Here is a 22,950-nt window from a genome sequence, read left to right as displayed (position 1 = left end):
CGCGACTTACATCAATTGAACCAAATCCGCCTGAAAGACCCGTCCTTCTTGATAAACTGATGATAAAGCGCCGCTCCGACATGCAGCGCCAGCAATAAAAGAAGCACACGCGCTCCAATCCCATGCGGAACACGAGGTTTGAAGTCCCAAAAGTCCGGCAGGGAGGAACTCGACCCACCGAAAATCACCTTTCCGGCACCTGAAAGAGCCATCATGCCAATGCCACTGGCGACCATTCCCAGCGTCACGATGTAAAGCAGCACATGAACCAGTATTGCTGTCCGTACCTGCCAGATCGGACTGTTTCCGTGTTTGGCTGGTTTCCGGTCCACCAAGCCCCACCAAAGTATACGGAACAAAGTGAGCAACAGAACCGCAATCCCCATTGGAGCGTGTATGGCAAGGACGCTCACTTTGAGGGTTTCCGCATCGAGAGTGGCGGCGCGAAATCCTGAGATGAGGAGCGCGATGATCAGGATAGCACTGAGCCAATGAATGGACACGGCAACTGTCCCGTAAGTGGTAGAGGTGCTTTTCATGGCAATAACTCGATGAGAGGAGGGGGTCAGTCAGCTGCTTCCGTCCAGCCGATCTTGGCGTGCGAACCATCGCAGTACGGTTTGTTCTTCGATGCTCCGCAGCGACATAGAGCATACTTTTTGGGAGAAGCTCCCTCTGCCCAATTAGCGTCTGTCAGGTCGATGTTGCTCACAAGAAACGGACCGTTGCGTTCAATTCTGATACCTGGGATATCGTTGTCTATGTGTTCAGGGGTCCCGCCAGGCTTGCTCCAGGACAACGCCCCTGAGGGACAGGCCGACACGACAGCTTGTATTGCGGCTGCTCCACCCTGGTCAGGATCGATCCAGGGTTTCCTTGCGGAGTCGAAAACAGACTTCAAACGGTGACCGCACTCTCCAGCATGAGTGCAAACGAGGCGATTGTAATAGATTGTGGTCTCGTGACCTTCGTAGGCGATCAGCCTGTCAGACGTCCGATCGTTGGATACATCTGAGTTGAAACCGATATCGGTATGTGAATAGTCGCAAAATGGTTTGGACTTTGAAGCGCCGCAGCGGCAAAGAACCATGGATTTCTCAACAGGAATGACCTCGCCATCCGACCCGGTCAATCTGGGAAGGTTCTTGACCATGAGCGGACCATTGGGAATTTCACCTATCGATGCAGGTTGATCCGAGGCTGGATGGCTATTGCTCAGCCTGCCGGTCATTCGCATGCCGTCGCGAATGTTTAGACCCATCAGGCTCAAGTTCAGTGCGCCCGCCACAAGCTCGATAGCCTGCACGGTATAGAACACAGTGTCCAATTGACCCGCTGATGCTTTGCCTTGCAAAAAGAAAGCACATGGGATCAGGAGAAAAAGCCCGTTTCCAGCTATGACGGGCATTCGCCTTTTCTTGGCCACTGCGAGCAAATCGGTTCTGGATCTACCCATTGCCATACCTGAACCGCCTGCGACTATCAGCATAGGTATCAATGCAAACATGCCCCACAAGATGGCGGATTTGACCGCGGCAACATCCGTTTCTGAAGCGAAAAGTTCCGAGACCACAGTCGAAGTCCAAAACAGCAGAATTGTCAGGAAACCGAGGCCACCGGCTGCATCATGAATACGGGTTATCACCGGGTCGTCCCTTCAATGCGGAGCTCGTAGTTTCGAGAACTATCGCGCTTATTAATAGCTAGCTATATATCATTGCATTCCAAGCTATGCAATTATAAAAGGAAGGTATGGAATTTGATCACAACACTTCAGCCGGATATCTCATCAACCACGTGGCGCGTCTGTTTTTTGAAGGCCTTCGCAAGCGGATAGAGCCTTTGGGCATAGTTCCGGGGCAATTTCCAGCGCTATTGGCGCTGTGGCAAAAGGACGGCCAGACTCAAAAGGAACTGGTCGAAAAGCTTGATATTGAACAGGCTACCATGGCCAACACGCTCAACAGGATGGAGCGGGATGGGCTGATCCTGCGGAAGGATCATCCGACTGATGGACGAGCAAAAACTATCTGGCTGACACCAAAAGCGATCTCTATTCGGGATGATGCGTATCATGCCGCTTCAACGGTAAATGAAATGGCTCTGGCCGATTTGTCTCCCGATGAACGGGAGCAATTCATTGGCACCATGCAACGGGTAATTCGCACGTTTCACAAGGGGTGAGGTCTTCGGCGTCGGGGGGACCAGAAACCCAATTCAATGAAAAGCGGGTTTCTTTGGGGTTCGCTTCTCCGTGAAATTGCGCGAGAAGTCAAAAAAGGGTTCCCAGGCCCTTGAATAGTTCGCTATGTATATTACATAGCTCGCTATATTGATTGATGCATGGAGAAACTGATGCCTGTTTTTGAAGAACTCGACCCGATCGTCTCGTTGGCCGATCAAATGGAAACTGAAGACGGCCCGATCGTATTGATAAATGTCTTCACGGTGGACTCTCACGAAGAGGGCGCACTCCTGAAAGCTTGGTCCCACGATGCTGATTTCATGAAAGCGCAGCCTGGATACATCTCAACTCAGCTCCACAAGGGCATCGCGGGCAGCTCGACATTCATCAACTACGCGGTTTGGCAGGATGTCGAAAGTTTCCGAAACGCTTTCACCCATCCGGAGTTTCAGCGCCGGATTGACGCCTATCCGCCAAGCGCGGTGGCCAAGCCGCACTTGTTCAAAAAGCTGAGTGTTGCCAATCATTGCGTTGGGTGACGCAGTCTCCGGAATAGACCGTAGCTGCAGTCAAAACCTGCCTGATTGCGAATGCCCGGGAGGTTGACCACTTCCAGACCTTGTATCAAAGCGGTGCTGCGGGACTTTCCTGAAAGCCGAGATGCAACTCGTCGCCTTGATAAGGATGAGCCCGGGCAAGGTCCTCATTGAGATCATGGCCAAGACCGGGTTCCGATGAAGGAATGACGTAGCCTTCTTTCCAGCGGATCGGCGTTGTCAGGAGATCGGCATAGAAACCATCAAAAGTCCGAATGGATTCCAGAACCAGAAAATTCGGACTGCAGGTGGCCAGTTGAATGTTGGCAAGAGCGACAAGAGGACCACAATAAAGGTGTGGCGCGACCTGCGCAGAATGGCATTCTGCCATCGCCGCGATCTTCTTGGCTTCAAGCAATCCGCCGACACGTCCGAGGTTCATCTGCAGGATGCTGGCAGCGCGTGTTTCCAGAACCCGTGAAAACTCGTACTTGGTGCAAAGACGCTCGCCGGTGGCCACCGGAATGGAAGTGCTGCGTGCAACTTCTGCCATGTCTTCCGGTTTCTCGGGCGGAACCGGTTCTTCAAACCAGAGGGGGTCGTAGACTTCCAGTCGCCGGGCCATGCGCTTGGCCCCCGACACGGTAAACTGGCCATGTGTGCCGAACAACAGATCGGCTCGGGTCCCAACCGCTTCGCGGATGGCTTTGCAGAAATGTTCCGACCGCTCGAGATCCTCAAGACTGGGCTGGTGGCCATCGTAGATGGTGTAGGGTCCGGCAGGATCGAATTTGACCGCGGTGAAGCCCTGAGCGACGGCCTTTGCAGCAGCTTCTGCGGCAATGTCGGCATCGTTGTAGACATTGGGTACGTTCGGATCCGGATAAACATCTCCATCAGCGGGGTAGAGGTATGTGTAAGAGCGGAGCCGCTCGTGGACCTTGCCCCCAAGAAGCTCATAGGCCGGTTTGCCGGCCGCCTTGCCGATAATGTCCCAGCACGCCATCTCCAGACCTGACAGAACGCCCATCACGGAGATATCAGGGCGCTGGGTGTACCCGGCGCCGTACGTCTTGTGCCAGAGCTTCTCGATGTGGTGCGGATCTTCGCCTTCGAACTGCCGACGGAAGACGTCCTTGGCCATCTCGGCGACCAGATGAGGACCGAACGTGGCATTGTAAATCTCGCCATAGCCGACGATCCCGCAAGCCGTGACCAACTTGACGAAAATGAAATACCGGCCGCCGTGTCGCGGTGGTGCATTTTCAACGACAAAGGTCTCGATCTGGTCGAGCTTCATGGGAAAACCGCCTAACTTGCGTTGCTGATGGTAATCGATTTGACCTTGGTATAGGCATCCAGCCCTTCCCAACCCTTTTCGCGGCCGTATCCGGATTTCTTGTTGCCGCCGAATGGCAGTTCCAGACCGCCCGCCCAGTAATCATTGATCGAAACCTGGCCACAGTCCATCGCGGAAGCAACGCGCATGGACCTGCCAACATCGCGGGTATAGACGCTGGCGATCAGGCCGAACTCTGTACCGTTGGCCAACGCAACCGCTTCGTCTTCCGTCTCGAAATTCTGGACGGAGAGAACCGGACCGAAAATCTCGTCCTGAACGGCCGGGTCATTCGGCGCCAGGTCGGCAAGAATGGTGGGCTGGAAAAACCAACCCTTGCCGGTGTCAGCGTCCGTAGTCACATCGCCACCTGTGAGCAGGTTCGCACCGCGTGCCTTGGCGGCATCCACATGAGCCTTGATACGCGACAGATGCAGTTCTGAGTTGATTGCTCCCATATCGGGGGAAGTCAGACCATGGCCGACCCTGATTGCTGCCGCACGTGCTTTCAGAATATCAAGAACCTCGTCCCTGATCGACTTGTGCAGGATCAGCCGCGAGCCAGCCGAGCAGATCTGGCCGGAGTTGGAGAAAATGGCCCAATAGGCACCATCGGCGACTTTCTCCGGGTCGGCATCTTCAAACGCGATCAAAGGTGACTTGCCACCAAGTTCCAGCGTCAGCCGGGTGACGTTCGGAGCCGCCATCTGCGCGACATTGACACCCGTGGAGACCGAGCCGGTGAAAATCAGTTGCTTGATGCGCGGATCGCGAGCCATCTTGGCTCCGACATCGGACCCCAGTCCTGTGACGACATTTACGAGCCCCTCCGGCACGCCTGCTTCGCACAGCAGTTCGGCCATTATCAGCGCCGTGAAAGGTGTCGTCTCCGCAGGTTTGGCGACCACCGAACACCCGGCAGCCAGAGCTGGCGCAACACCACGCGCAAAGGTCGATGTCGGGTAGTTCCACGGGATGATGTGTCCTGTGACACCGACAGGTTCGCGGACTGTGAAGGCCGTGTAGTCAGAACCCAGATTGACCGATCGGCCGTCCAGCTTGTCGGCTGCACCTGCATAATACTCAAACAGGCGAGCCGAGGATTGAACATCACCCTGAGCTTCGGCAAGCGTCTTGCCGCTATCAATCACTTCAATGACGGACAGACGATCCGCGTTGTCCCGGAAGACCCTGGCGACGTTGTTGAGGATGCGGCATCGCTCACCCGGTGTTACCTGGCGCCAATGCTTTGCCGCGCGCTCCGCCGCTTCGATCGCCCGGTCCATTTCAGTGTCGTCACCGAGAGAAAACTCGGCAAAAGCCTCGGCGCGGCCCGGGTCCAGGCTTTCCATCTTGCGATGGGAAGGAGGCAGCGCCTTTCCATCGATGAAATGACCGTCGGGCAGGGTGCCGAGCCTGCCGGTTCTCAGGTAGTCTTGTGCGATTTCCTGGGCTGTCATCTTATGCTCTTTTCCGGTCTTCAAGAACGAGGTCTGCCCCTCTGAGGGCCAGCATCATTGTTGGGGCATTGGTATTGCCTGAGGTGATGTTTGGGAAGGCTGAGGCATCGATGACCCGCAGCTTTTCGATACCATGGACTTTCAGGCGGCTGTCCACCACGGCTGTCATCCTGTCATCCCCCATGCGGCAGGTGGAGACGGGGTGAAAGACGGTCGAGGCCCGCTCGCGAAAGTCGGCCAGGAGGCCGTCATCGTCCAGACTGGCAAGGTGAGGGGAGACCGAGGTCTCGACAAGACTGCTCAGCGCCTTGCTGGCCATGAGCTTCTGGCAAAGCCGCCCCCCGTCAACCACGGACCTCAAGTCCTCCTCGGTTGAGAGGGAGTTCGGTCGGATACTGGGCGCGACGCTTGCGTCGCTGCTTTTTATGTCCACCCGGCCACGGCTGGTCGGTCGGGCAGGCTGGGCGCAGATGATGAAGCCGTTGAAGGGATCGATCGCAAGCCTTGATCTGTCGTTATGAGGTGTCAGCCGATAGCTGATCGGATTGAAATAGAGTTGCTGGTCCGGACGGCTCAAGCCGGGAGTGGAGCGAACAAAGCCACCACACTGGTTGACCGACAAGGACAGCGGGCCTTTTCGCGTAAGGGCATATTGAAACGCCGCCAGCGCCTGTCCCCAAAGTGGACGCAGCACTGCGTTCAGCGTGGGCTCTTTCGCAACGAAGGTGAAGTTGGCCGCCAGATGGTCCTGCAGGTTCCCGCCGACATTGTCATTCGCACAGGCCACTTCAATTCCGAGGGTCTGCAGCAACGCCCCTGGACCTATTCCCGAGACCTGAAGCAGTTGCGGTGAGCCGATCGCGCCTGCCGACAGGATCACTTCGTGCCGGGCGAAAACGCTCTCACCGTTGGCCAGCTCGATACCTTCCGTTTTCCTGTTCTTCAGAAGAATGCGTCTGACCTGGGCGTTTTTCCGCACGATCAGGTTTTTGCGCTTCAGGGCGGGGCGCAGGAAGGCACGGGCAGAAGAACATCGAATTCCATTGCTTGTATTGATCTGGTAGACGCCGCCGCCTTCCGGATTGTCTCCGTTGAAATCCTCTGTCCAGGGAAGACCGACTTCCCTGATCGCGTCGAAGAAGTGACGGTTCAGCTTGTGCACCCGGTCAGTCACGTCCTGAACCCGGATAGCCCCTCTGCCAATATGGTCGCCATGAGGTGTCACTTTGGTTTCAAGGCGCTCGAAGGTTGCTTTGACATTCTGCCAGCCCCAGCCTGCAGCACCGGACGTTTCCCAGTCTTCAAAGTCGCCAGGCAATCCTCGGCAATAGACCATGGCATTGATCGAGCCAGATCCACCCAGAAGCCTGCCACGTGGCCAGAAGGCGCTGCGTCCGCCGAGCCCTTCATCCGGTTCGGTCCGGAACTGCCAGGTGCGTTTGGGATCGGAGTTGAGTTTGCCGTAGCCGAGCGGCAGTGACACCCAGGGAGAAGCATCCGAGCCTCCTGCTTCCAGCAGAAGAACAGTCGTGTTTGGATCCTTGCTCAACCGTTCCGCCAATATACAACCGGCAGAGCCCGCACCGACAATTATGTAATCGACTTCTCTCATTCACAGCGGATCCTGAAGTGGTCACTCTGAACTCAGTGTCCGCGACGTATCGGGAATTCTGAAGTGAAAAATTGTTTGGCCTAACATTGAAAAAATTTGAAGGAGAGTATTGATAGTAAAGGTTGGTTGGCTTTCAACCTCCTTCAATCTGGCAAACTCGGAGCCGTGTGATCGAATGGCGTACAATCTTCCCCCTTTGCCGTGGTTGCGGTCTTTCGAGGCAGCCGCCCGGCTCGGCAATTTCACACGGGCGGCAGAGGAATTGCTGATCACACCGGCAGCAGTCAGTTATCAGGTCCGTCAATTGGAGCAGCATCTTGGATATCCGCTGTTCGAAAGGGCGCACCGGGAACTGATGCTCACGCGTCTCGGACAAACTTACCTGCCGACGGTCGAAAAGGCTTTTTCCGATCTGTCTATTGCAACGGTTTCCGTGTTTGGTGAACGTGATCGTCAGCCCGTTCGATTTCGGTGTCTGAACAGCTTCGGTCAGCTCTGGATGATCCCGAGGATCAAGTCCTTTCAGGAGGCGCATCCGGGTATCGAATTGCAGATGATCTCGGCGTCCTGGGCAGAAACGTTGAGCCCTGAACTCTTTGATATTGATGTTCGGTTCGGAAACGGCAGCTGGGCCGACGGAGCGGTGGAATTCCTGCTGAACGATCCGATCATCCCTGTCTGTCATCCGGACCAGGCTTTGCCTGCCGGAGGAAATGATCTTGTGTCGCTCGGCAAGGCAACGCGTCTGGACATAATGGGCGTTGTCGACACCTGGGAAAACTTCTTTCGGAACTTTGGACGCTCCGTCCCGCCTCGCAATGGATTGCAGGTCGACCAGACTTTGTCCGCATTGGAACTGGCCGCACTGGGCCACGGTCACGCGCTGGTTCTTCAGACCCTGGCAGCCCCTTATCTTGAAAGTGGCAGATTGATCCGATCCTGCGAACGCAAACTCAAGAGCCGGCACAGCTACTATCTTGTGACCGACAGGCCGCGACAGGCACTCGGTCCTGACGCACAGATCTTCTGTGACTGGATGATCCAGGAACTGGGAACCGATTGAGACGTTTCCGGTGTTCGGTCAGTCCAGCGAGAAAGTGTACTCGAACAGTCGCTCGATCGGATCCGATGGCTTGGGATCGACATAGCGGTTCAAATCCAGAAGACCTGCCTGAACAGCACTTTGTGCATTCATGTGAGCCTGCACGAGATCATAGGTGGACCAGAAGTCCGGATGGGTTCGCCTGATGCCGAACCGGTCGACGACGTCCACATAAGCATCCTGACTGCCCATCTCACTCAGCGCTTGCACAAAGGCGGGCAAGTCTTGCGAGTCCACCTTGAACACGAAATTCGGATAGCTGCCGAACTGGCCCGGAACGATTGTGAGTGTGTCCTTGTCCGGTTCACGGCGCAGATCCTCGTTGAAAATGAATGCGACGTTGCTGTGTGCCTTGTCATGCGCCAGCGTAAACACTTCCTGAGCCGTGTCGGTTTCCACCACCAGCACGGAAACATCCGGCAGATATTTCGCGAAGGGGGCAGGCGTCACGGTAAGCGGGCGAAGCTGTCCTGCGATCGTTTCAGGCGGAGCGCATACATCACCTTCACATCGATTGATCGGGTCGCTGACGGGCCAGAGCATGGGCTCGATGTTCAGCAGCCGTGTCAGGAACTCGGCTTTCGGTTGGCCTGTTTCGAACGTCACGCCGGTCGGGGAGGTGGTATCAAGCGGTGTCTCTTTCCAAAGATCGACAAGATTGACGAAAGGACCGCGGTACCAACTGTCATGCATCGGGCGGCGGACTTTCGGCGGCATGAAATTCAAGAACATGCGCTCGCCTTCCCGGCGCAGGCTATCCATGTAGATCCGTGTCGTCAGCTGATGCTCAACATTGCCGAAAACGTCAAACCCGGCAACGAGATCGTAGTAGATCCGTTCAAACAGCGGGAAATCGATCACCCACGCGGTTTCTGGAACAGAACCCTCGTAGCCCGTCACAACGGATGCCGATGAGAAATTGCGGTAGATGGTCAGGCGCGCGTCGACATTTGTTCCGTCGCCGTTCCAGACGTCCCCATAACCCAGTCCGCCCTGTTGATCCGCCCTTACGGCATAGCGATCGCGCCTGAATGCCTGGTATTTGACCGGGCCTGCCAGCAGAAAACTGTTCAATCTCTCTTTGAGCTTGCCGTCGGCTTCGGCAACAGGGAGTTCCAGCAGTGGAATTGCATTTTCCAGGAATGTCGGATCGGTGACGGACAGGTCTGAATCCGGTGCAAGGAATGAGACCCAGAACCGGTCCTGAATGACATTAACGGCAACCTGGCCGTAACAGACCGGGCCGCGGATGAACGAGCGCACGAAGTAGAGCGCATTATCCAGCAAAAACTGGTAACGGCTGCGTGCCGGAATGGCCTGGAATGTCGAGAGCGGATTACCCCCCGCCGAGTTCGAATAGGGAGGGAGCGTATCTACGGTCCAATCCGGCCTCTGAAAGAGATCGTGATACCTCTTCAATCGCGCCGGACCGATTTCATAAACGATGTGTTCCTTGTGCAGGATCGTGCCGTCTATCGGGATAATCCGGTAGTGAAATGAGCTGCCCGGATCATCGAATGGGCGACGCGACGGGATCTCATCAGGTGGCATGCCTGAAGGTGTCCGGGAGCGGATGATCCGGTAGAACCGGTCAGGGCTGTCGCCTTCCAAATATAGATGCGCGAGGAAGAGATGCTCGAAGATATAGCGAGCGGTCAGTCTGGATTTCAGGCTTTCCTGATTGAAGAAAGCCTCGATTTCCCGGATCTGTTGCGTGATTGCCTCCGGTCTTTCGGCCGAGCTTCGGTCGGCCGGAGCTCCGTCGGACGCCCAGGCGAGCAGACGTTCATAGTCGTCCCTGGGCAGAGGGGCCGTCGCGAAAGGCATGCCGCCAAGAGGATGATCGGAAAGGTAATTGCTCATTTCCGCAGGCGCCGGACAGCTGTTTTTTCGGGAAGGGGCAATATCAATCGTGTCCGGAAGCGCCGCTCCCAGAGCAAAAGTGTTCTTGCGCCCGGTCATCAGCATCTGCTCAAGAACCGAGGGCGAACCGTCGCTTTGCGTGACAGAGAAGAAACCTTTCTTCCGCCATTCCGGCACAGTCTTGGCATCAATGCCCAGGCGGGTCATAGGCGCATCCTGTAGCCGTGAGGAATCGTAGACCCTTGCCTTGGTTGCGCCGCGCTGCCAGCCGTCAGAAGAAGACAGTTTCAGTTGGCAGGGCGCGTCGTAGCAGCCATGGCAAACTACACAGCGTTTGTTCAGGACATCCTGTATGGAGGTCGGGGTGCTCGAAACAGCAGTGTCGGTTGCAAAGGTGTTCGTGCTGTCAAAGGTAAGCAGAAGCAGCGCCAGTAGGACAAGTTGCAACAAGCCTTGGCAGAGCGAATGAAGAGAATTCATCGACTGACTGCTGATGACCTGCTGCATTGGCTGCCTATCCCTCGTTATCGTCCATGCGCGGGCGCGTCTTCCGGCTTGGATCATCCGGTCCCTTGTAAGTGACAAGGTAAGCCCAGGCAGCATAAAGACAGATCCCTCCAGCGATAAAGACCCAGGTTGTGCTGCCGGTCAGATACTCTACACCCGTCCAGCCGGCGCAAAAAGCCACGAGCAGGATCCGGCACCAAAGCGGATCCAGCCACGGATGTTCAACAGGTCCAAACACAGTTTCGCCCTTCTTGTAAGTCATCAGGTCCGCACCTGTGGCACGGGTTTGCCGCTAGGGGAGCCTCAAGAGACTGCAAAATCAAGCGAAATTTGGCCAAATCCAACTGATTTCACCTTGAAACCCACGGCTGTTCAAGGGAAGGTGGCGCCACTTTCCAGGCTGCAAACGAAAGCGAAATCGAGAGGAGCCGGCGACACGTCATGCTGACAGCCCTTGATCTTCTGACGGCGAACGATACGCCCGGTCAGCATGCGCCTTCATATTACGCTGCGACCGCCAATCAGCAGACCTCTTTTCCCGCACTTCAGGACCCCCTTGTATGCGATGTCTGCATTGTCGGCGGAGGCTACACAGGACTATCGGCTGCGCTTCATTTGGCTAAAAGCGGGCTGAATGTCGTTCTTCTGGAGGCCAACAGAATTGGCTGGGGAGCGTCAGGTCGCAATGGCGGTCAAGTCGGTTCCGGCCAACGGGTCGAGCAGACCGCACTCGAACAACGCCACGGCACAGCACATGCCAAACTGTTATGGCAGTTGGCGGAGGAATCGAAGGCGCTGGTTAAGTCGCTGATCGCGGCACATGACATCAAGTGTGACCACACGCCCGGCATTCTGCATGCCGATCACCGGAAAAGCTTCGTTGAAGACAGTCGCGATTATGTTGAGCATCTCAGGCTGGTCTACGGTTACGAGGACATCCGTTTCATCAGTGGCGACGAGATAGGCAACCACGTTGGCAGCCCGCGATACTACGGCGGCTCTCTCGACATGGGGGCAGGCCACCTGCACCCACTTAATTTCGCGCTGGGACTTGGCGACGCCGCGATAAGTGCTGGAGCGACGATCTTCGAGACCAGCAGGGTCACAGGCATCGAAGGTGAGGGACGAGAGAAGGTAACGGTCAAAACCGAACAGGGGAGTGTCAAGGCCAGCCACCTGATCCTGGCATGCAATGGTTACCTGGGAGACCTCGAGCGGCAGACGGCCGCGCATGTCATGCCGATCAACAACTTCATCGTGGCAACCAGACCGTTTTCACAAGATGAAGCTCGAGAAATCATTCCGAACAAGGTTGCCGTCGCGGACAGCAAGTTCGTGATCAACTACTTTCGCCTCTCCGCTGATCGCCGTTTGCTTTTCGGCGGCGGTGAGAGCTACGGCTATCGTTTCCCGGAGGATATCAAGTCCTTTGTTCGCGAACCCATGTTGGAGATCTTCCCGCAACTTGCGGAGACGGATATCGACTATGGCTGGGGAGGGACACTTGCGATCACACCGAAACGCATGCCCTATTTCGCACGACTTGCTCCCAACGTGCTGACGGCAAGCGGTTATTCCGGACACGGGGTTGCAATGGCAACACTGGGTGGACAGATCCTTGCAGAAGCTGTCATGGGAACCGAGGGGCGGTTCGATGTGTTTGAAAAGCTGAACATTCCGGCATTTCCAGGTGGAGACAAGCTTCGTTTTCCATTGCTTGTGCTGGCAATGACCTGGTTCTCGCTGCGCGACCGGCTTGGAATTTAAGATGTTGCAACTTCGTACCGACACAAGAAAGACCATAGACAGTTATTGGGAAGCCAGCATTCCCCAGCCGCGCCAAGACAAACAGCTGATCGGCAACGCGTCGTTTGATGTTGCTGTCATCGGAGGGGGCTTTGCCGGACTGAGCGCTGCCATGAAACTTGCCCAGGCAGGCGTGTCGGTGTGCGTGCTTGAAGCGGAGCATGTCGGATATGGTGCATCCGGACGCAATGGCGGGTTCTGTTGTCTTGGTGGAACAAAGCTCGATGAGCGCCAGTTGATCCGCAAGTACGGCCTTGAGGAAGCTCGCAAATTCATGGCTTATCAGGTTGCCGGCATCAATCTTGTCGCGCAGCGTCTTGAAAACTGGGGGCTGGATGCGGATCGGCATTCGGACGGCGAGATTTCTCTGGCGCATCGCAAGAGGGACTTTTCTTCTCTGAAATCCGAAGCGGAGTTTCTGAAGGAAAATTTCGGTATCAGCGCGCGGGTGCTGACAAAGGCTGACCTTGATGCAGAGGGCTATGGTGGTCCCGGTTTCCACGGCGGCCTGCATATGCCTTATGGTTTCGCCCTCAATCCCATGAAGTATGTCCAGGCTTTGGCGGCACAGGTCAGGAATGCGGGCGGCAAGATTTTCGGCAAGTCTGTGGTCACGGACTTAAGCCGGGATGCAGACCGCTGGTGTCTGGAAACCGAGCACGGCTTTGTCCGCGCGAAAAAAGTGGTGTTGGCCGGAAACGGGTATGCGCGTGAAGATGCACCTAAGTGGCTGCACGGGCGTACATTGCCGGTGATGTCATCGATCCAGGTGACCCGGCCCTTGAGTGACGATGAGTTGGCCGCCCAGGGGTGGACATCGGACACAATGGCCGCAGATACCCGGATTTTGTTGCATTACTTTCGGCTGATGCCGGATCGGCGCTTCCTGTTCGGTACACGTGGCGGCATATTTGAAAATGCGCCTGCGCTGGCGGCGATGCGAAAACGCGCCAAAGCCGACTTTCAGTCGATGTTTCCGGCTTGGGCGCATGTAGAAACGGAATTCAGCTGGCATGGCCATGTCTGTCTGGCTCGTGCTCTGACCCCTTTTGTCGGCGAAGTGCCAGGCATGGAAGGCGTCTTTGCCGCGATGGGGTGGCACGGCAGCGGTATCGCAATGGCATCGATTTCAGGAGAAAAAGTCGCCGGCCTGATCACTGGTGCGATCAGGCCGCAGAACCTTCCCATGCCTTTGCAGCAGCCTTTCAGGAAATTCCCGTTCCCGGCGTTCCGCCGGCTTTATCTGCAAGGGGCCTATTGGCTGTACGGCTGGAAGGACAGATAAGGCAGATGCCGGTGTCCCGCCATCTGCCAGCTGCCTATTTCACTTCGATGACATACTTGTCGACGACGTTGCGGATTTTGCCGGAGCCCGCGGTGTACATGTCCATGACGTAGCCGACCTTGAAAACATCCTTGCCCCGGTATCCGCGCTTGGGTTTGTAGACGACCGCGGTTCCCTTGACGCTTTGCCCTGCGCAACGACCGGCGCCTTCGCTAAGTTTGTAGGATACCTGCTTAAAGGTGATCGTGCCGTGTTCTGGTTGCTTGGTAACCTTCATCTTCGGTATTGCCCCAGCCTTGCAAAACGGCCCATAGGTCGCGTGCGCGCCTACAGCAGAGGTTTTGTTTGCAGGAATTGTGCGGCGGATCGTGTCTGCCTGCGTCACGGTTGAAACTGCGATCAGAATCAAGGCGCTCAAGAGTATGCGGATGATAGCCCCCTATCGAATATCTTTGGTGCGTCGGTCATATGTTTCAATCTGAGGTTAGGCAATCGGTGTGGTCAATCAGATGTATTTATTCTTGGCAGGTGTTGCAAATTTGCATTTTTGAACAATGGGTTGTAGTGATTTTGAGGTAACGTTGGGTCAGGTTTCAAACTGCCGGCTGGTGATTGGAAGAGGTGAGGGATGAGAGACGGCTTCGCGATACGAAAAGGTCAGGCAGGCGACCTGGAAACCCTCTACGAGATCTGCCTCAAGACAGGCGATGGAGGGAAAGACGCAACCTCGCTCTACAATCATCCTGAGCTCATCGGCCAGATTTATGCCGCGCCCTACGTGGCGCTTCCCGGGCTGATCAGTTTTGTCGCGGAAGACCGGGAAGGCATCGTCGGCTACGCTGCGGGAGCGGTGGATACACGCGCATTTGAAAATCGTCTGGAACTAGAATGGTGGCCGGATCTGAGGAAGCGTTATCCGGACCCCGGCCTCGAACGAACAAACCTGTCTCCCGATGAATCGCGTGCAAAGACCATTCATCATCCAAGACCGGTCCCTGATGATATCGTGCGTGAATATCCAGCCCATATCCATATGAACCTGTTTGAGCGGGCTCGGGGCAAAGGCGTCGGATCTTCGCTTCTGGACAGCTGGATCAACGCTGCAAGGGAGCAGGGCGTCTGCGCGGTTCATGCCGGCGTCAGTGGAGCCAACCATTCCGGATTGAAATTCTGGACGGCGCGAGGGTTCAAGCAGGTGCGTGTGGATCTGCAAAACGGATCCAATGGCACGATCTGGACTGGGCGCCTGATCTGACGCCTTCTTGCGCTCGATCAAGGTAGGTCATTGTCCTGGGCCTCATGGTGCCTTCAAGGGAATGGAGAGCGACTTGCCTGCGACGTCCAAACATGAACTTCTGACTGCTTCGGAAAAGGAATTCAGCAAGCTGCAAGGCCTTCTGGACGAATTGCCGGAAGAGTTGTGGCTTGAAAGAGATGAGGAAGGCACTACTCCAAAGGATGTGGTCGCCCATCGTGCCCACTGGATAGATCTCTTTTTGGGATGGTACCGCGACGGACAGGCAGGGCGAAAGGTCCATTTTCCTGCCAAAGGCTACAAATGGAATGAGACCAGGCGTTACAACGCTGATCTGCGGAAGGCGCAGGCCGGGTTCTCCTGGGTGTCAGCGCGCGCTGAGCTCTCAGAAAAGCACAAGGAGCTGACGGCTCTCCTCGAGAGCCTTTCCAACGAAGAGCTGTATGACGCGCCCATGAAGGGAGCCAAAAATCACTGGACCACGGGCCGATGGGCGGAAGCTGCCGGTCCCAGCCACTACAGATCGGCCGCAAAGTATCTGCGGCAGCGAGACAGGGCGTTTCGAAAACCGTCTTAAATGTGCTGGGCAAATTGGCGATCAAGTACGCTGGCGTACCTTGGCAACGTTGACTTCGCTCCAGATCTCAAACCCGAGTTTCCGGTAGAGCGCTATGGCTCCGTGATTGTCGGCAAATGCGTGCAGAAATGGGGTGTCACCGAGCGCTCTGATTTCTGAAGCGACGTGACGGGAGAGTGAAGTTGCCAGCCCGCGCCCCTGGAAGTCCGGATGTGTGCAGATGCCGCTGACTTCCGTGAAACCATTCAGGTTGAGACGTGTCCCGGCCATCGCTGCCAGTCGTCCGTCAATCTTGACCCCCCAAAAGGTGCCAAGTTCCGGTGTTCGGTGTTTAAAAGGCCCGGGCTTTGTGAGTTCGGCCAAAGCAACCATTTCCGGAATGTCGGAGGCAACGAGCGGACGAATGTCGGGACCGTTCGGCTGGGGAGTGGACGGTGCTTGCTCTGTCATCAGAACGCCTAGCGCGGAGAATTCCGCTTCGAGGCTAGGCGGCAACGAAATAGTCTCTTTCTGAAGCAGATATACATAGTCATCGCCTGGCCCGATAAGGTCAGCCAGTGCCTGAAGCGCATCCGGAGAGTTGTTTTTCGAAGCTGCAAAAGGAGAGATTTCGGGATCGAAGCGGACTGCCTGGGAGTTGCTCCGGGCAAAACCTTGCTGACGCGAGGTCAGAGCCGACCATACGATGCGGTTGAACAATTGGGTCATGAGCGTCTCATCCGGCCTTTCGTGCCGTTTTCTGTTCGAAATGAGCGGCAGTCTGGTCCCAGCGTTTCAAGACCTTTTGTGCTTCGTCCGGCACATAGCAGCGTTCGTAGTCTGGCCCCTGAAAGGCAACTATGTTTTCCAGGGATTGAAAGCTCATGATTGTCATGAATTCCACTTCATCGCCCAAATCACGCCTGAACACTTCAATTCCGAGATATCCGGGGATTTTTTTGGCTTCGATTCCCGGAATAACCAACTTCGTCAAAACCTCACAATAAGTGTTGGCGTTTTCGGATGTGGTCCAGCCATGCCAGATTCTCTTGATCATGAGTTCGTCTCCTTGGCTCCGGTAAGGTGGTCCCAATCAGGCACGGGGTGCTCGGGCAGGCGGGTCATCAAAGGAGCAGATGCCAGGGCGTCTTCCAGTTGCGCCAATTGATCCAGGAATGAGCCGTTGAGACCAGAACATGCGTCTTCCACAGCCAGCAGAATTGTCGGCCACAGTTCTTGCTTGAAATAGGCAACCCTGTCCTTGCCTTTTTGGGTCAGTTTGATCTTGCTGACACGCTTGTCGTTGTCATCCTGCTTCGCCTCGACGAGGCCAGACGACTTCATCTTGTTGATCATGCGGGTCACGCCAGGCTGGGTTTGCCCAAGCGCCTTGGCCAGGTCACCTATGCTCATGGGACCGGTCCGATCAAGCGCGGCGAGCACCGGATAGTGTGGCGTTGGCAGGTCCGTTTCAGTCAGCTCCGCCGCCACCTCCTGCGTTTGCGCCTGAAGCCTTTCACCAATGCGTTTGAGCCTGCTTCCCAGGGTGCCGTAGCCCAGGCTGCGGACAACGTCTTCCACCATGCGTCTCTCCAATTTCATAACTAGATATATAACAGGGCATGTAATTTGCAAGTCTGATTTGTTGACACAGGGTGCGAAAAGAGATAACTAATTGGTTATGGAACAAGTTGGTTATACAAGTGAATCCACCAACCTAGATGCGGTGTTTTCCGCGTTGGCCGACCCGACACGCAGGGCAATTTTGACGCGGCTCGCCGCTGGCGAGGCTTCGGTGAACGAAATCGCCGCGCCGTTCGAGATGAGCCAGCCGGCAGTTTCCAAGCATCTGAAAGTGCTTGAGCGGGCTGGACTGATCACGCGCGGTGCGGACCGGCAGCGCCGGCCGGCAAAACTGCATGCGGAACCGATGAAAGATGCGATCGCCTGGCTTGAAGAGTTCAAGGAATTCTGGGCCTCCAGCTTTGATCAGCTTGATGCACTTCTTGAAGATTTGAAAAACGCGGATAAATGGGAGTAGCGCCGTGTCTTTACCTGAATTCATTTTAGACAGACGTTTTGATGCCCCAAGAGAACTTGTCTGGCGCACCTGGACCGAACCAGACCTGTTGGCCCGATGGTATGGTCCGGGCGTGGAAACCATCATTCACAAACTTGACGTTCGCCCGGGCGGATTGTGGCTGAACGAAATGAAGTTTGGTGGTGGGTCGCATTATCAAAGGGTGGAATACACCGAAGTCGTCGAACCGGAAAAACTGGTCTGGCTCCATTCCGTTTCAGATGATGCGTGGGATATCGCTGCAAATCCGATGATGCCGGATTGGCCACGAGTTCTCCTGACAACGGTTACTTTTACCCAAAACGGTGACCATACGGACGTCCGTCTTGTCTGGACGCCCCATGACGCAACTGAAGTGGAAATCGAATGTTTCGCCGGAGCCGTCAGCGGTCTCGACAAGGGGTGGGGCAAGGGCATGGAGCTGCTGGCCGAACTTCTGGCAGAATTGCAGCGCTGAAAACAGAAGAGCTGTCGGGCAGTACACCCGCCAGCTCTTTTGGCATGATGATCAAGCCTTTTGAACGAATTGCCATTCCCTGAAGTCATTCGTTGTCACGGCTATCTTGTTTGAAACGATCTGCCCAGTTGAATGACCATTGTCCGAATGGTTCAAGTAGGCCGAACAGTTCCCATCCCATATCCGTTAGCTCATAGCCGCGTTGGCGGTGATCGATCAGCAGGCAGGCGCGCAACTCCTTGAGCCGTTGATTGAGAACCGTGGGTGAAACGCTCTCGCAGCGGCTTTGCAGTTCTCGAAACGTTAGTGGTCCTTCTGACAATTGCCAAAGTATTCCGAGCGACCAGCTGCGGCCGAGCAGGTCGAAAAGCGCCATGATCGGTTTGCCGGACCTGGAGCCACGTACCGGCAGTCCCGGTTGCGGGGGCGAAGAAGGCATGGAACTCCTTGCTATCTTTTTAGTAGCAGATTATTGCTATGAAAAAGATAGCGTGATGGAGTTTCGAATGCTTGTTGTATTTCCGTTTCTGGCGGCATTGACGGCTTCCGTCAGTTGGGCAACCGGAATCGTTCTGGCACAGATGCCGGCAAAGGCACTTGGAGCATTTGCTTTCACCCGCATCCAGCTGGTTGCATGTTCGCTGCTGGTTACGGTGTTGTCGTCCGTACTCGGCCTTTGGCAGAGCATTGATTGGGGATATTGGCCCGCCTTTGCGATCAGCTCAGCTGTCGGCGTCGTCCTCGGAAATCTGGCAATGATTGAATGTCTGCGGTTGGGCGGACCACGTATCACCGAACTGCTCTTGTGCCTCAAGGCTCCCATTGTCGCTTTTCTTGCTTATGTCTGGATGGGAGAAGTGCTTGGGCCAGGTGACTTGCTGGGGGGAGCGTTTGTCATCGCAGGGCTGCTCATTGCCATCCAGTTTGGAGGCGAAGACAGACAAAGGCACGAAGGTTTGGGGCGCCAGCTTTTTCCGGTCCTGATGCTGGGTGGAATGGCGGCCGGCTTTCAGGGGTTGGGCTTTGTTGCATTGAAACCCGCCCTTGAAAATGGCGCGGAACCTGTGGCGATAGCAGCTATTCGTCTGTCGGGGGCAGCGGTGCTTGTTGTGTTGATGGGAGCGTTGCCGACTTCTATCGGTTCAAGGCAGAACCAGCAGTCTCATCGTGGCGTGTCGCCTTACCTGCTGTTCAGAACGATCGTTCCAGGTGTCATCGGCTATGTTATCGCCTCGTCGCTCCTGCTCTATGCGTTTGCGAACATGGAAGCGGCGATTGCCACCATATTGGGATCGTTGTCGCCGCTTTTCGTTTTGCCGATCCTGTGGCTGGTGGAAGGCAAGAAGCCAAATTCCCAATCGGTTCTGGGGGCAGCGCTTGCCGTCACCGGCGGTGCCGTGATTGTGGGGTCTTGATCCGCCTTCACGTCACAGACAAAAAGTGCCGCTGCTTCGGCGGCACTCTTCAATCCGTGGGAGGGGAACGAAGTTAGTCAAACTCCGGGCCACGTGCCCGGTAGGGTGTGATTTCCTTCCAGGCCTTCATCAGGGTTTCCAGTTCATCGTCGCCGTGGGGGGGCATGATGATCTGAAGTTTGACCAGAAGGTCGCCATGCCCGCCATTCTTGGTCGGGAGCCCTTTGCCCTTGAGCCGCATCGTCTTTCCGCTTGAGGCATTTTCCGGGATCGTCAGGTTGACCGCCCCGGAGAGGGTCGGAGTTCTGACTTTGGCTCCAAGCACGGCTTCATAAAGCGTCAAAGGCAGGTCCAGATGAAGATCCGAACCCTTTATCTCGAACAGCTTGTGCGGCTTGATGCGCACTTCGACCATGGCATCGCCAGCAGGACCACCGTTTTCACCGGGGTAGCCCTGACCCTTCAGTCGGATCTTTTCACCGTCTTCAACACCTTTGGGCAAGGTGACGTTCACCGTCTTGCGGTTGGGCAGCGTCACCTGTGTCTTTCCGGAGTTGACGATGTCTTCCAGACTTACCCGAGCGACGATCTCGGCATTCTTGCCCTTGATCTTGGGCGGTGCTTTTGCGCGCGGTCCGCCTCCGGCAAAGCCGGCACCCGCTCCAGGGCCACCCGCGCCGGTTCTTGAACGCCCGCCGCGTCCGCCGAAGCCACCGAAAATGTCGTTCAGGATATCGTCAAAGCCTCCGCCGCCTCCGGAGGACTTGAAACCACGCGCACCACCGCCACCAGCCGCACCGAAATCCTCAAACCCTGAAAAGCCTTCAAAGCCTTGCGAGCTAAATTTCTGTTTGCCCTCGGCGTCGATTTCGCCGCGGTCGAATTGGGCACGCTTGTCCTTGTCGCCAACGATCTCGTAAGCTTGGTTGACTTCGGCAAAACGCTGCTGCGCCCCCGGATCGTCCTTGTTCTGATCCGGATGGTATTTCTTGGCCAGTTTTCGAAAGGCCTTTTTTATTTCGCTCTCGCTGGCAGATTTTGCCACCCCGAGAACGCTATAGGGATCACGCATTCGTATCACCAGGTTTCTAAGATTTTCCGGCCCGCCACCTCACGCATAAACGCTCCGGATACATGACCTGCTCCGAAGCGCGCGATTGTCAGAGGCAAAGCTTGACCGGACTTGTTCTCTATATCGGGATGGACGACTGAAAATTCCAGACGTTCGCCACCGTCAAGAAAACACTCTGTTTGTAGCGGTTTTTGCCGGACGATCAAGCGTCAGCAACACTGAGAGTGGTCACGGTGAATTTCTGTGTGATGTCACGGCAGGCGGTTCCGGAATAAAGCTTGATACCCGCAATGGTGTTTGCCGTGGTCAGGAAGGACACACATCCTGTTTCGGACAAGGGGCCGGTGTCGATATTCGTCAGCGTTCCGGAGTTGCCGCTTGAATCATTGAGCCAGGGCAGGGTGAGGCCCTGCACGTCGTTGCTGGCAACCAGTTCGGAACCGACCGCATCAAGGTTCTGCGCGATGACACTGCGGTCGCTCGCGTTGATGTCCGAATAGGCGATGTCCGTGGAAGACGAAATGGACCCCGTCAAAATGGTCGGCGTATCGACGTTGTTACTGCCCATGGGAACACTCACCTGGCTGCATCCGCCAAGCGTCAAGCCGAGCAAAAGGGTGATCGCCACAAAGTGTTGGACCTTACCGTGTGCAGGAGTATATGAACGCATACGATACATCTTCCAGACGGCCTCCCACATAGGCAGTGACTTGCCGTGTAGCGGGCAGTCGATTTCTTCGACGGGTATTCTTATGACAGACCTCAAGCATCCTTCTGAAGAGTTAACAAAAGGTGACTTTACGGAGGTCAAGAAACCATTTGATCTTTTCTGTGAATGGCTTGAAGATGCCAAGGCTTCGGAGCCAAACGACCCGAATGCGCTGTCTCTGGCCACGGTTGACGAAACCGGACTGCCGAATGTGCGCATGGTTTTGTTGAAAGGTGTCGATGAACGCGGTTTCGTCTTTTACACAAATTTTGAAAGCACGAAGGGCAAGGAGCTTCTGTCCGCCGGCAAGGCTGCAATGTGCTTTCACTGGAAGTCCCTGCGCCGTCAGGTGAGGGTGCGTGGCCCGGTCGTCGAGGTCTCGGCGGACGAAGCCGATGAATACTATCAGTCGCGGCCGCGCGGAAGCAGAATAGGGGCCTGGGCCTCAAAGCAGTCCCGGCCGCTCGAAAGCCGGTTTGCGCTCGAAAAGGAAGTTGCGAAATACACCGCGAAGTTCGGGATCAGTGATATTCCAAGACCGGAATACTGGTCAGGTATGCGCCTGGTGCCGACATCGATCGAATTCTGGCACGACAGGCCGTTCCGGCTTCACGATCGTATCCTGTTTACCCGTGAAACTCCTGACAAGCCGTGGTCAAAGGAGCGGCTTTATCCATAATTCGGCCAATGGCGAAGGCGGCTGCATTACAGCAACCGTTTCCATCTGAAGAAAATGAAGGTGATGACCACCGACACAAGCATGAGCCCAAGCGAGAACATGAAACCCTGTTCCCAATGGAGTTCAGGCATGTTGACGAAATTCATGCCGTAGATCGAAGCGATCAGGGTCGGCGGCAGAAAAATCAATCCCAGCACCGTGAAGATTTTCGCGATCTGGTTCTGTTCCAGCGTGACCAGTCCGACCGTGGCATCCAGTAGAAAATTCAGCTTGTTGTCGAGCCCGTCGCCGTGTTCCTTGATGGAGCGGATATCCCTGCCGAATGTTCTGCAATCGAGGGATTGCTGATCGCTGAGATTCAGGCGCTTGGCGTGCGAGTTCATATAGAGCAGCATTCTTGACAGGCTTGCACACACGTCATGCATCTTGGCGACCTGCAGCCCGATTTGACCGAGGCGTTTGATGGCGACCTGGTAGCTTGCGAACTTTCGTGTATTCAGACCGTCCCCGAAGACCTGAAGTGCCAGCTCGTCATACTGTCTGGAAGCGTCTTCCATTTCGTCGGCACACCTGTCGACGATGACATCCATCATCGCCAAAAGGATCGACGGGCCGACATGCGGAATGGTCGGGTCGGATTGCACCTTCTTTGAAAAGATGTTGAGCGACTTGGGTTCGCCATATCGCACAGTCACCAACCGCTTGGCATTGAGCGCAAAGGTTACCGAGGAGAGGGCAGGGTCAATCACTGGCGCTGTCATCGGCAGCTGCGCGGTCATGATGACGGCCCCCGGTTCCAGGTAAAGCCGTTCGGATGTCTCGATAGAGGCAATTTCGTCCCGGGTCGGGATCTCGGCACCCATCAGCTTTTCTGCGGTCTTCTGTTCTTCCTGCGTTGGTGAAAGCAGGTCGATCCAGATCGACGTTGGCGGCAGAGCATCGCCGGGAGACAGTTCAATCCGCTCCAGGCCTTTGACTGAGGGGCAATATGCAATGATCATCTGGGCAATCTCCGCATGGACACCTCATACC

The 22,950-nt window shown here is 55.7% G+C and carries 26 protein-coding genes; 11 read left to right on the top strand and 15 right to left on the bottom strand.

The genetic code is table 11. The features are described 5' to 3' along the window. Positions 1 to 11: 11 nt before the first annotated feature. Entirely contained in the window at positions 12 to 539 is a 528-nt protein-coding gene (locus ABLO27_RS08300) for a cytochrome b (RefSeq protein ID WP_353031975.1), read from the bottom strand. Between the two features lie 26 nt (positions 540 to 565). Next, positions 566 to 1,645: a CDGSH iron-sulfur domain-containing protein gene (locus tag ABLO27_RS08295; RefSeq protein ID WP_353031973.1), complete on the bottom strand. Its 1,080-nt coding sequence runs from the start codon at positions 1,643 to 1,645 to the stop codon at positions 566 to 568. A 107-nt stretch (positions 1,646 to 1,752) separates the two neighbouring features. Here ABLO27_RS08295 and ABLO27_RS08290 point away from each other — a divergent pair, with 107 nt between their 5' ends. Both ABLO27_RS08290 and ABLO27_RS08285 read left to right on the top strand, forming a co-directional pair. Further along, positions 1,753 to 2,184: a MarR family winged helix-turn-helix transcriptional regulator gene (locus ABLO27_RS08290; protein WP_353031971.1), complete on the top strand. Its 432-nt coding sequence runs from the start codon at positions 1,753 to 1,755 to the stop codon at positions 2,182 to 2,184. A 171-nt stretch (positions 2,185 to 2,355) separates the two neighbouring features. Next, entirely contained in the window at positions 2,356 to 2,724 is a 369-nt protein-coding gene (locus tag ABLO27_RS08285) for an antibiotic biosynthesis monooxygenase family protein (RefSeq protein ID WP_353031969.1), read from the top strand. 85 nt (positions 2,725 to 2,809) lie between these two features. Here the strand turns inward: ABLO27_RS08285 and ABLO27_RS08280 are convergent, their stop codons facing one another. The 3 genes from ABLO27_RS08280 to ABLO27_RS08270 are packed head-to-tail and all read right to left on the bottom strand — an operon-like array spanning position 2,810 to position 7,132. Then, entirely contained in the window at positions 2,810 to 4,021 is a 1,212-nt protein-coding gene (locus tag ABLO27_RS08280) for a mandelate racemase/muconate lactonizing enzyme family protein (RefSeq protein WP_353031967.1), read from the bottom strand. Between the two features lie 11 nt (positions 4,022 to 4,032). Further along, positions 4,033 to 5,520 carry an aldehyde dehydrogenase family protein gene (locus tag ABLO27_RS08275; RefSeq protein WP_353031965.1) on the bottom strand — a complete coding sequence of 496 codons (1,488 nt, stop codon included), beginning with the start codon at positions 5,518 to 5,520 and terminating at the stop codon, positions 4,033 to 4,035. A 1-nt stretch (position 5,521) separates the two neighbouring features. Continuing rightward, on the bottom strand, positions 5,522 to 7,132 hold the full coding sequence (locus ABLO27_RS08270) for a GMC family oxidoreductase (protein ID WP_353031963.1): 1,611 nt from the start codon (positions 7,130 to 7,132) through the stop codon (positions 5,522 to 5,524). 175 nt (positions 7,133 to 7,307) lie between these two features. Here ABLO27_RS08270 and ABLO27_RS08265 point away from each other — a divergent pair, with 175 nt between their 5' ends. Beyond that, positions 7,308 to 8,195, top strand: coding sequence for a LysR substrate-binding domain-containing protein (locus ABLO27_RS08265; RefSeq protein WP_353031961.1), 888 nt, complete (start codon positions 7,308 to 7,310; stop codon positions 8,193 to 8,195). Between the two features lie 18 nt (positions 8,196 to 8,213). On the opposite strand, the gene ABLO27_RS08260 is transcribed toward ABLO27_RS08265, so the two are convergent. Next, on the bottom strand, positions 8,214 to 10,604 hold the full coding sequence (locus ABLO27_RS08260) for a fatty acid cis/trans isomerase (RefSeq protein ID WP_353031959.1): 2,391 nt from the start codon (positions 10,602 to 10,604) through the stop codon (positions 8,214 to 8,216). A 7-nt stretch (positions 10,605 to 10,611) separates the two neighbouring features. Then, entirely contained in the window at positions 10,612 to 10,866 is a 255-nt protein-coding gene (locus ABLO27_RS08255) for a hypothetical protein (protein ID WP_353031957.1), read from the bottom strand. A 179-nt stretch (positions 10,867 to 11,045) separates the two neighbouring features. Here ABLO27_RS08255 and ABLO27_RS08250 point away from each other — a divergent pair, with 179 nt between their 5' ends. Both ABLO27_RS08250 and ABLO27_RS08245 read left to right on the top strand, forming a co-directional pair. After that, complete coding sequence (locus ABLO27_RS08250; protein ID WP_353031955.1) at positions 11,046 to 12,371, top strand: NAD(P)/FAD-dependent oxidoreductase; 1,326 nt, start codon at positions 11,046 to 11,048, stop codon at positions 12,369 to 12,371. A 1-nt stretch (position 12,372) separates the two neighbouring features. After that, complete coding sequence (locus ABLO27_RS08245; RefSeq protein WP_353031953.1) at positions 12,373 to 13,695, top strand: NAD(P)/FAD-dependent oxidoreductase; 1,323 nt, start codon at positions 12,373 to 12,375, stop codon at positions 13,693 to 13,695. A 34-nt stretch (positions 13,696 to 13,729) separates the two neighbouring features. On the opposite strand, the gene ABLO27_RS08240 is transcribed toward ABLO27_RS08245, so the two are convergent. Next, the gene (locus tag ABLO27_RS08240; protein ID WP_353031951.1) at positions 13,730 to 14,113 is read right to left on the bottom strand and encodes a hypothetical protein; all 384 of its coding nucleotides are present in this window, start codon (positions 14,111 to 14,113) and stop codon (positions 13,730 to 13,732) included. 210 nt (positions 14,114 to 14,323) lie between these two features. On the opposite strand from ABLO27_RS08240, the gene ABLO27_RS08235 reads away from it, so the two are divergent. Together ABLO27_RS08235 and ABLO27_RS08230 are read left to right on the top strand one after the other, a co-directional pair. Beyond that, a complete protein-coding gene (locus ABLO27_RS08235; RefSeq protein WP_353031950.1) occupies positions 14,324 to 14,950 on the top strand; it encodes a GNAT family N-acetyltransferase in 627 nt (208 codons plus the stop codon). Between the two features lie 73 nt (positions 14,951 to 15,023). Beyond that, positions 15,024 to 15,527 carry a ClbS/DfsB family four-helix bundle protein gene (locus ABLO27_RS08230; protein ID WP_353031949.1) on the top strand — a complete coding sequence of 168 codons (504 nt, stop codon included), beginning with the start codon at positions 15,024 to 15,026 and terminating at the stop codon, positions 15,525 to 15,527. Positions 15,528 to 15,548: 21 nt separating this feature from the next. Here ABLO27_RS08230 and ABLO27_RS08225 read toward each other — a convergent pair whose 3' ends face one another. From ABLO27_RS08225 to ABLO27_RS08215, 3 genes are read right to left on the bottom strand one after another with little or no spacing between them, the layout of a single operon-like run. Next, entirely contained in the window at positions 15,549 to 16,235 is a 687-nt protein-coding gene (locus tag ABLO27_RS08225) for a GNAT family N-acetyltransferase (protein ID WP_353031947.1), read from the bottom strand. Between the two features lie 7 nt (positions 16,236 to 16,242). Continuing rightward, on the bottom strand, positions 16,243 to 16,563 hold the full coding sequence (locus tag ABLO27_RS08220; RefSeq protein WP_353031945.1) for an antibiotic biosynthesis monooxygenase: 321 nt from the start codon (positions 16,561 to 16,563) through the stop codon (positions 16,243 to 16,245). After that, positions 16,560 to 17,090: a MarR family winged helix-turn-helix transcriptional regulator gene (locus tag ABLO27_RS08215; protein WP_353031943.1), complete on the bottom strand. Its 531-nt coding sequence runs from the start codon at positions 17,088 to 17,090 to the stop codon at positions 16,560 to 16,562. The genes ABLO27_RS08220 and ABLO27_RS08215 overlap by 4 nt, the downstream gene beginning before the upstream one ends. A gap of 97 nt (positions 17,091 to 17,187) precedes the next feature. On the opposite strand from ABLO27_RS08215, the gene ABLO27_RS08210 reads away from it, so the two are divergent. Both ABLO27_RS08210 and ABLO27_RS08205 read left to right on the top strand, forming a co-directional pair. After that, the gene (locus ABLO27_RS08210; RefSeq protein WP_353031942.1) at positions 17,188 to 17,547 is read left to right on the top strand and encodes an ArsR/SmtB family transcription factor; all 360 of its coding nucleotides are present in this window, start codon (positions 17,188 to 17,190) and stop codon (positions 17,545 to 17,547) included. A 4-nt stretch (positions 17,548 to 17,551) separates the two neighbouring features. Continuing rightward, complete coding sequence (locus ABLO27_RS08205; protein ID WP_353031941.1) at positions 17,552 to 18,043, top strand: SRPBCC family protein; 492 nt, start codon at positions 17,552 to 17,554, stop codon at positions 18,041 to 18,043. Between the two features lie 85 nt (positions 18,044 to 18,128). Here the strand turns inward: ABLO27_RS08205 and ABLO27_RS08200 are convergent, their stop codons facing one another. Continuing rightward, positions 18,129 to 18,482 (bottom strand): winged helix-turn-helix transcriptional regulator, encoded by a 354-nt coding sequence (locus ABLO27_RS08200; protein WP_353031940.1) that lies wholly within the window; start codon positions 18,480 to 18,482, stop codon positions 18,129 to 18,131. 67 nt (positions 18,483 to 18,549) lie between these two features. On the opposite strand from ABLO27_RS08200, the gene ABLO27_RS08195 reads away from it, so the two are divergent. After that, complete coding sequence (locus ABLO27_RS08195; RefSeq protein WP_353031939.1) at positions 18,550 to 19,458, top strand: DMT family transporter; 909 nt, start codon at positions 18,550 to 18,552, stop codon at positions 19,456 to 19,458. 73 nt (positions 19,459 to 19,531) lie between these two features. On the opposite strand, the gene ABLO27_RS08190 is transcribed toward ABLO27_RS08195, so the two are convergent. Both ABLO27_RS08190 and ABLO27_RS08185 read right to left on the bottom strand, forming a co-directional pair. Next, positions 19,532 to 20,530, bottom strand: coding sequence for a J domain-containing protein (locus ABLO27_RS08190; protein WP_353031938.1), 999 nt, complete (start codon positions 20,528 to 20,530; stop codon positions 19,532 to 19,534). A gap of 202 nt (positions 20,531 to 20,732) precedes the next feature. Further along, on the bottom strand, positions 20,733 to 21,200 hold the full coding sequence (locus tag ABLO27_RS08185) for an RT0821/Lpp0805 family surface protein (protein WP_353031936.1): 468 nt from the start codon (positions 21,198 to 21,200) through the stop codon (positions 20,733 to 20,735). An 82-nt stretch (positions 21,201 to 21,282) separates the two neighbouring features. Here ABLO27_RS08185 and pdxH point away from each other — a divergent pair, with 82 nt between their 5' ends. Next, the gene (pdxH, locus tag ABLO27_RS08180; RefSeq protein WP_353031934.1) at positions 21,283 to 21,918 is read left to right on the top strand and encodes a pyridoxamine 5'-phosphate oxidase; all 636 of its coding nucleotides are present in this window, start codon (positions 21,283 to 21,285) and stop codon (positions 21,916 to 21,918) included. A gap of 26 nt (positions 21,919 to 21,944) precedes the next feature. On the opposite strand, the gene ABLO27_RS08175 is transcribed toward pdxH, so the two are convergent. Further along, a complete protein-coding gene (locus ABLO27_RS08175) occupies positions 21,945 to 22,919 on the bottom strand; it encodes a magnesium transporter CorA family protein (RefSeq protein ID WP_353031933.1) in 975 nt (324 codons plus the stop codon). Between the last annotated feature and the right edge of the window lie 31 nt (positions 22,920 to 22,950).

The organism is Roseibium sp. SCP15, assembly GCF_040329435.1.
Classification (GTDB): domain Bacteria; phylum Pseudomonadota; class Alphaproteobacteria; order Rhizobiales; family Stappiaceae; genus Roseibium.
The sequence above is the reverse complement of the archived record's forward strand: the minus strand, read 5'-3'. Positions and strand labels throughout refer to the sequence as shown.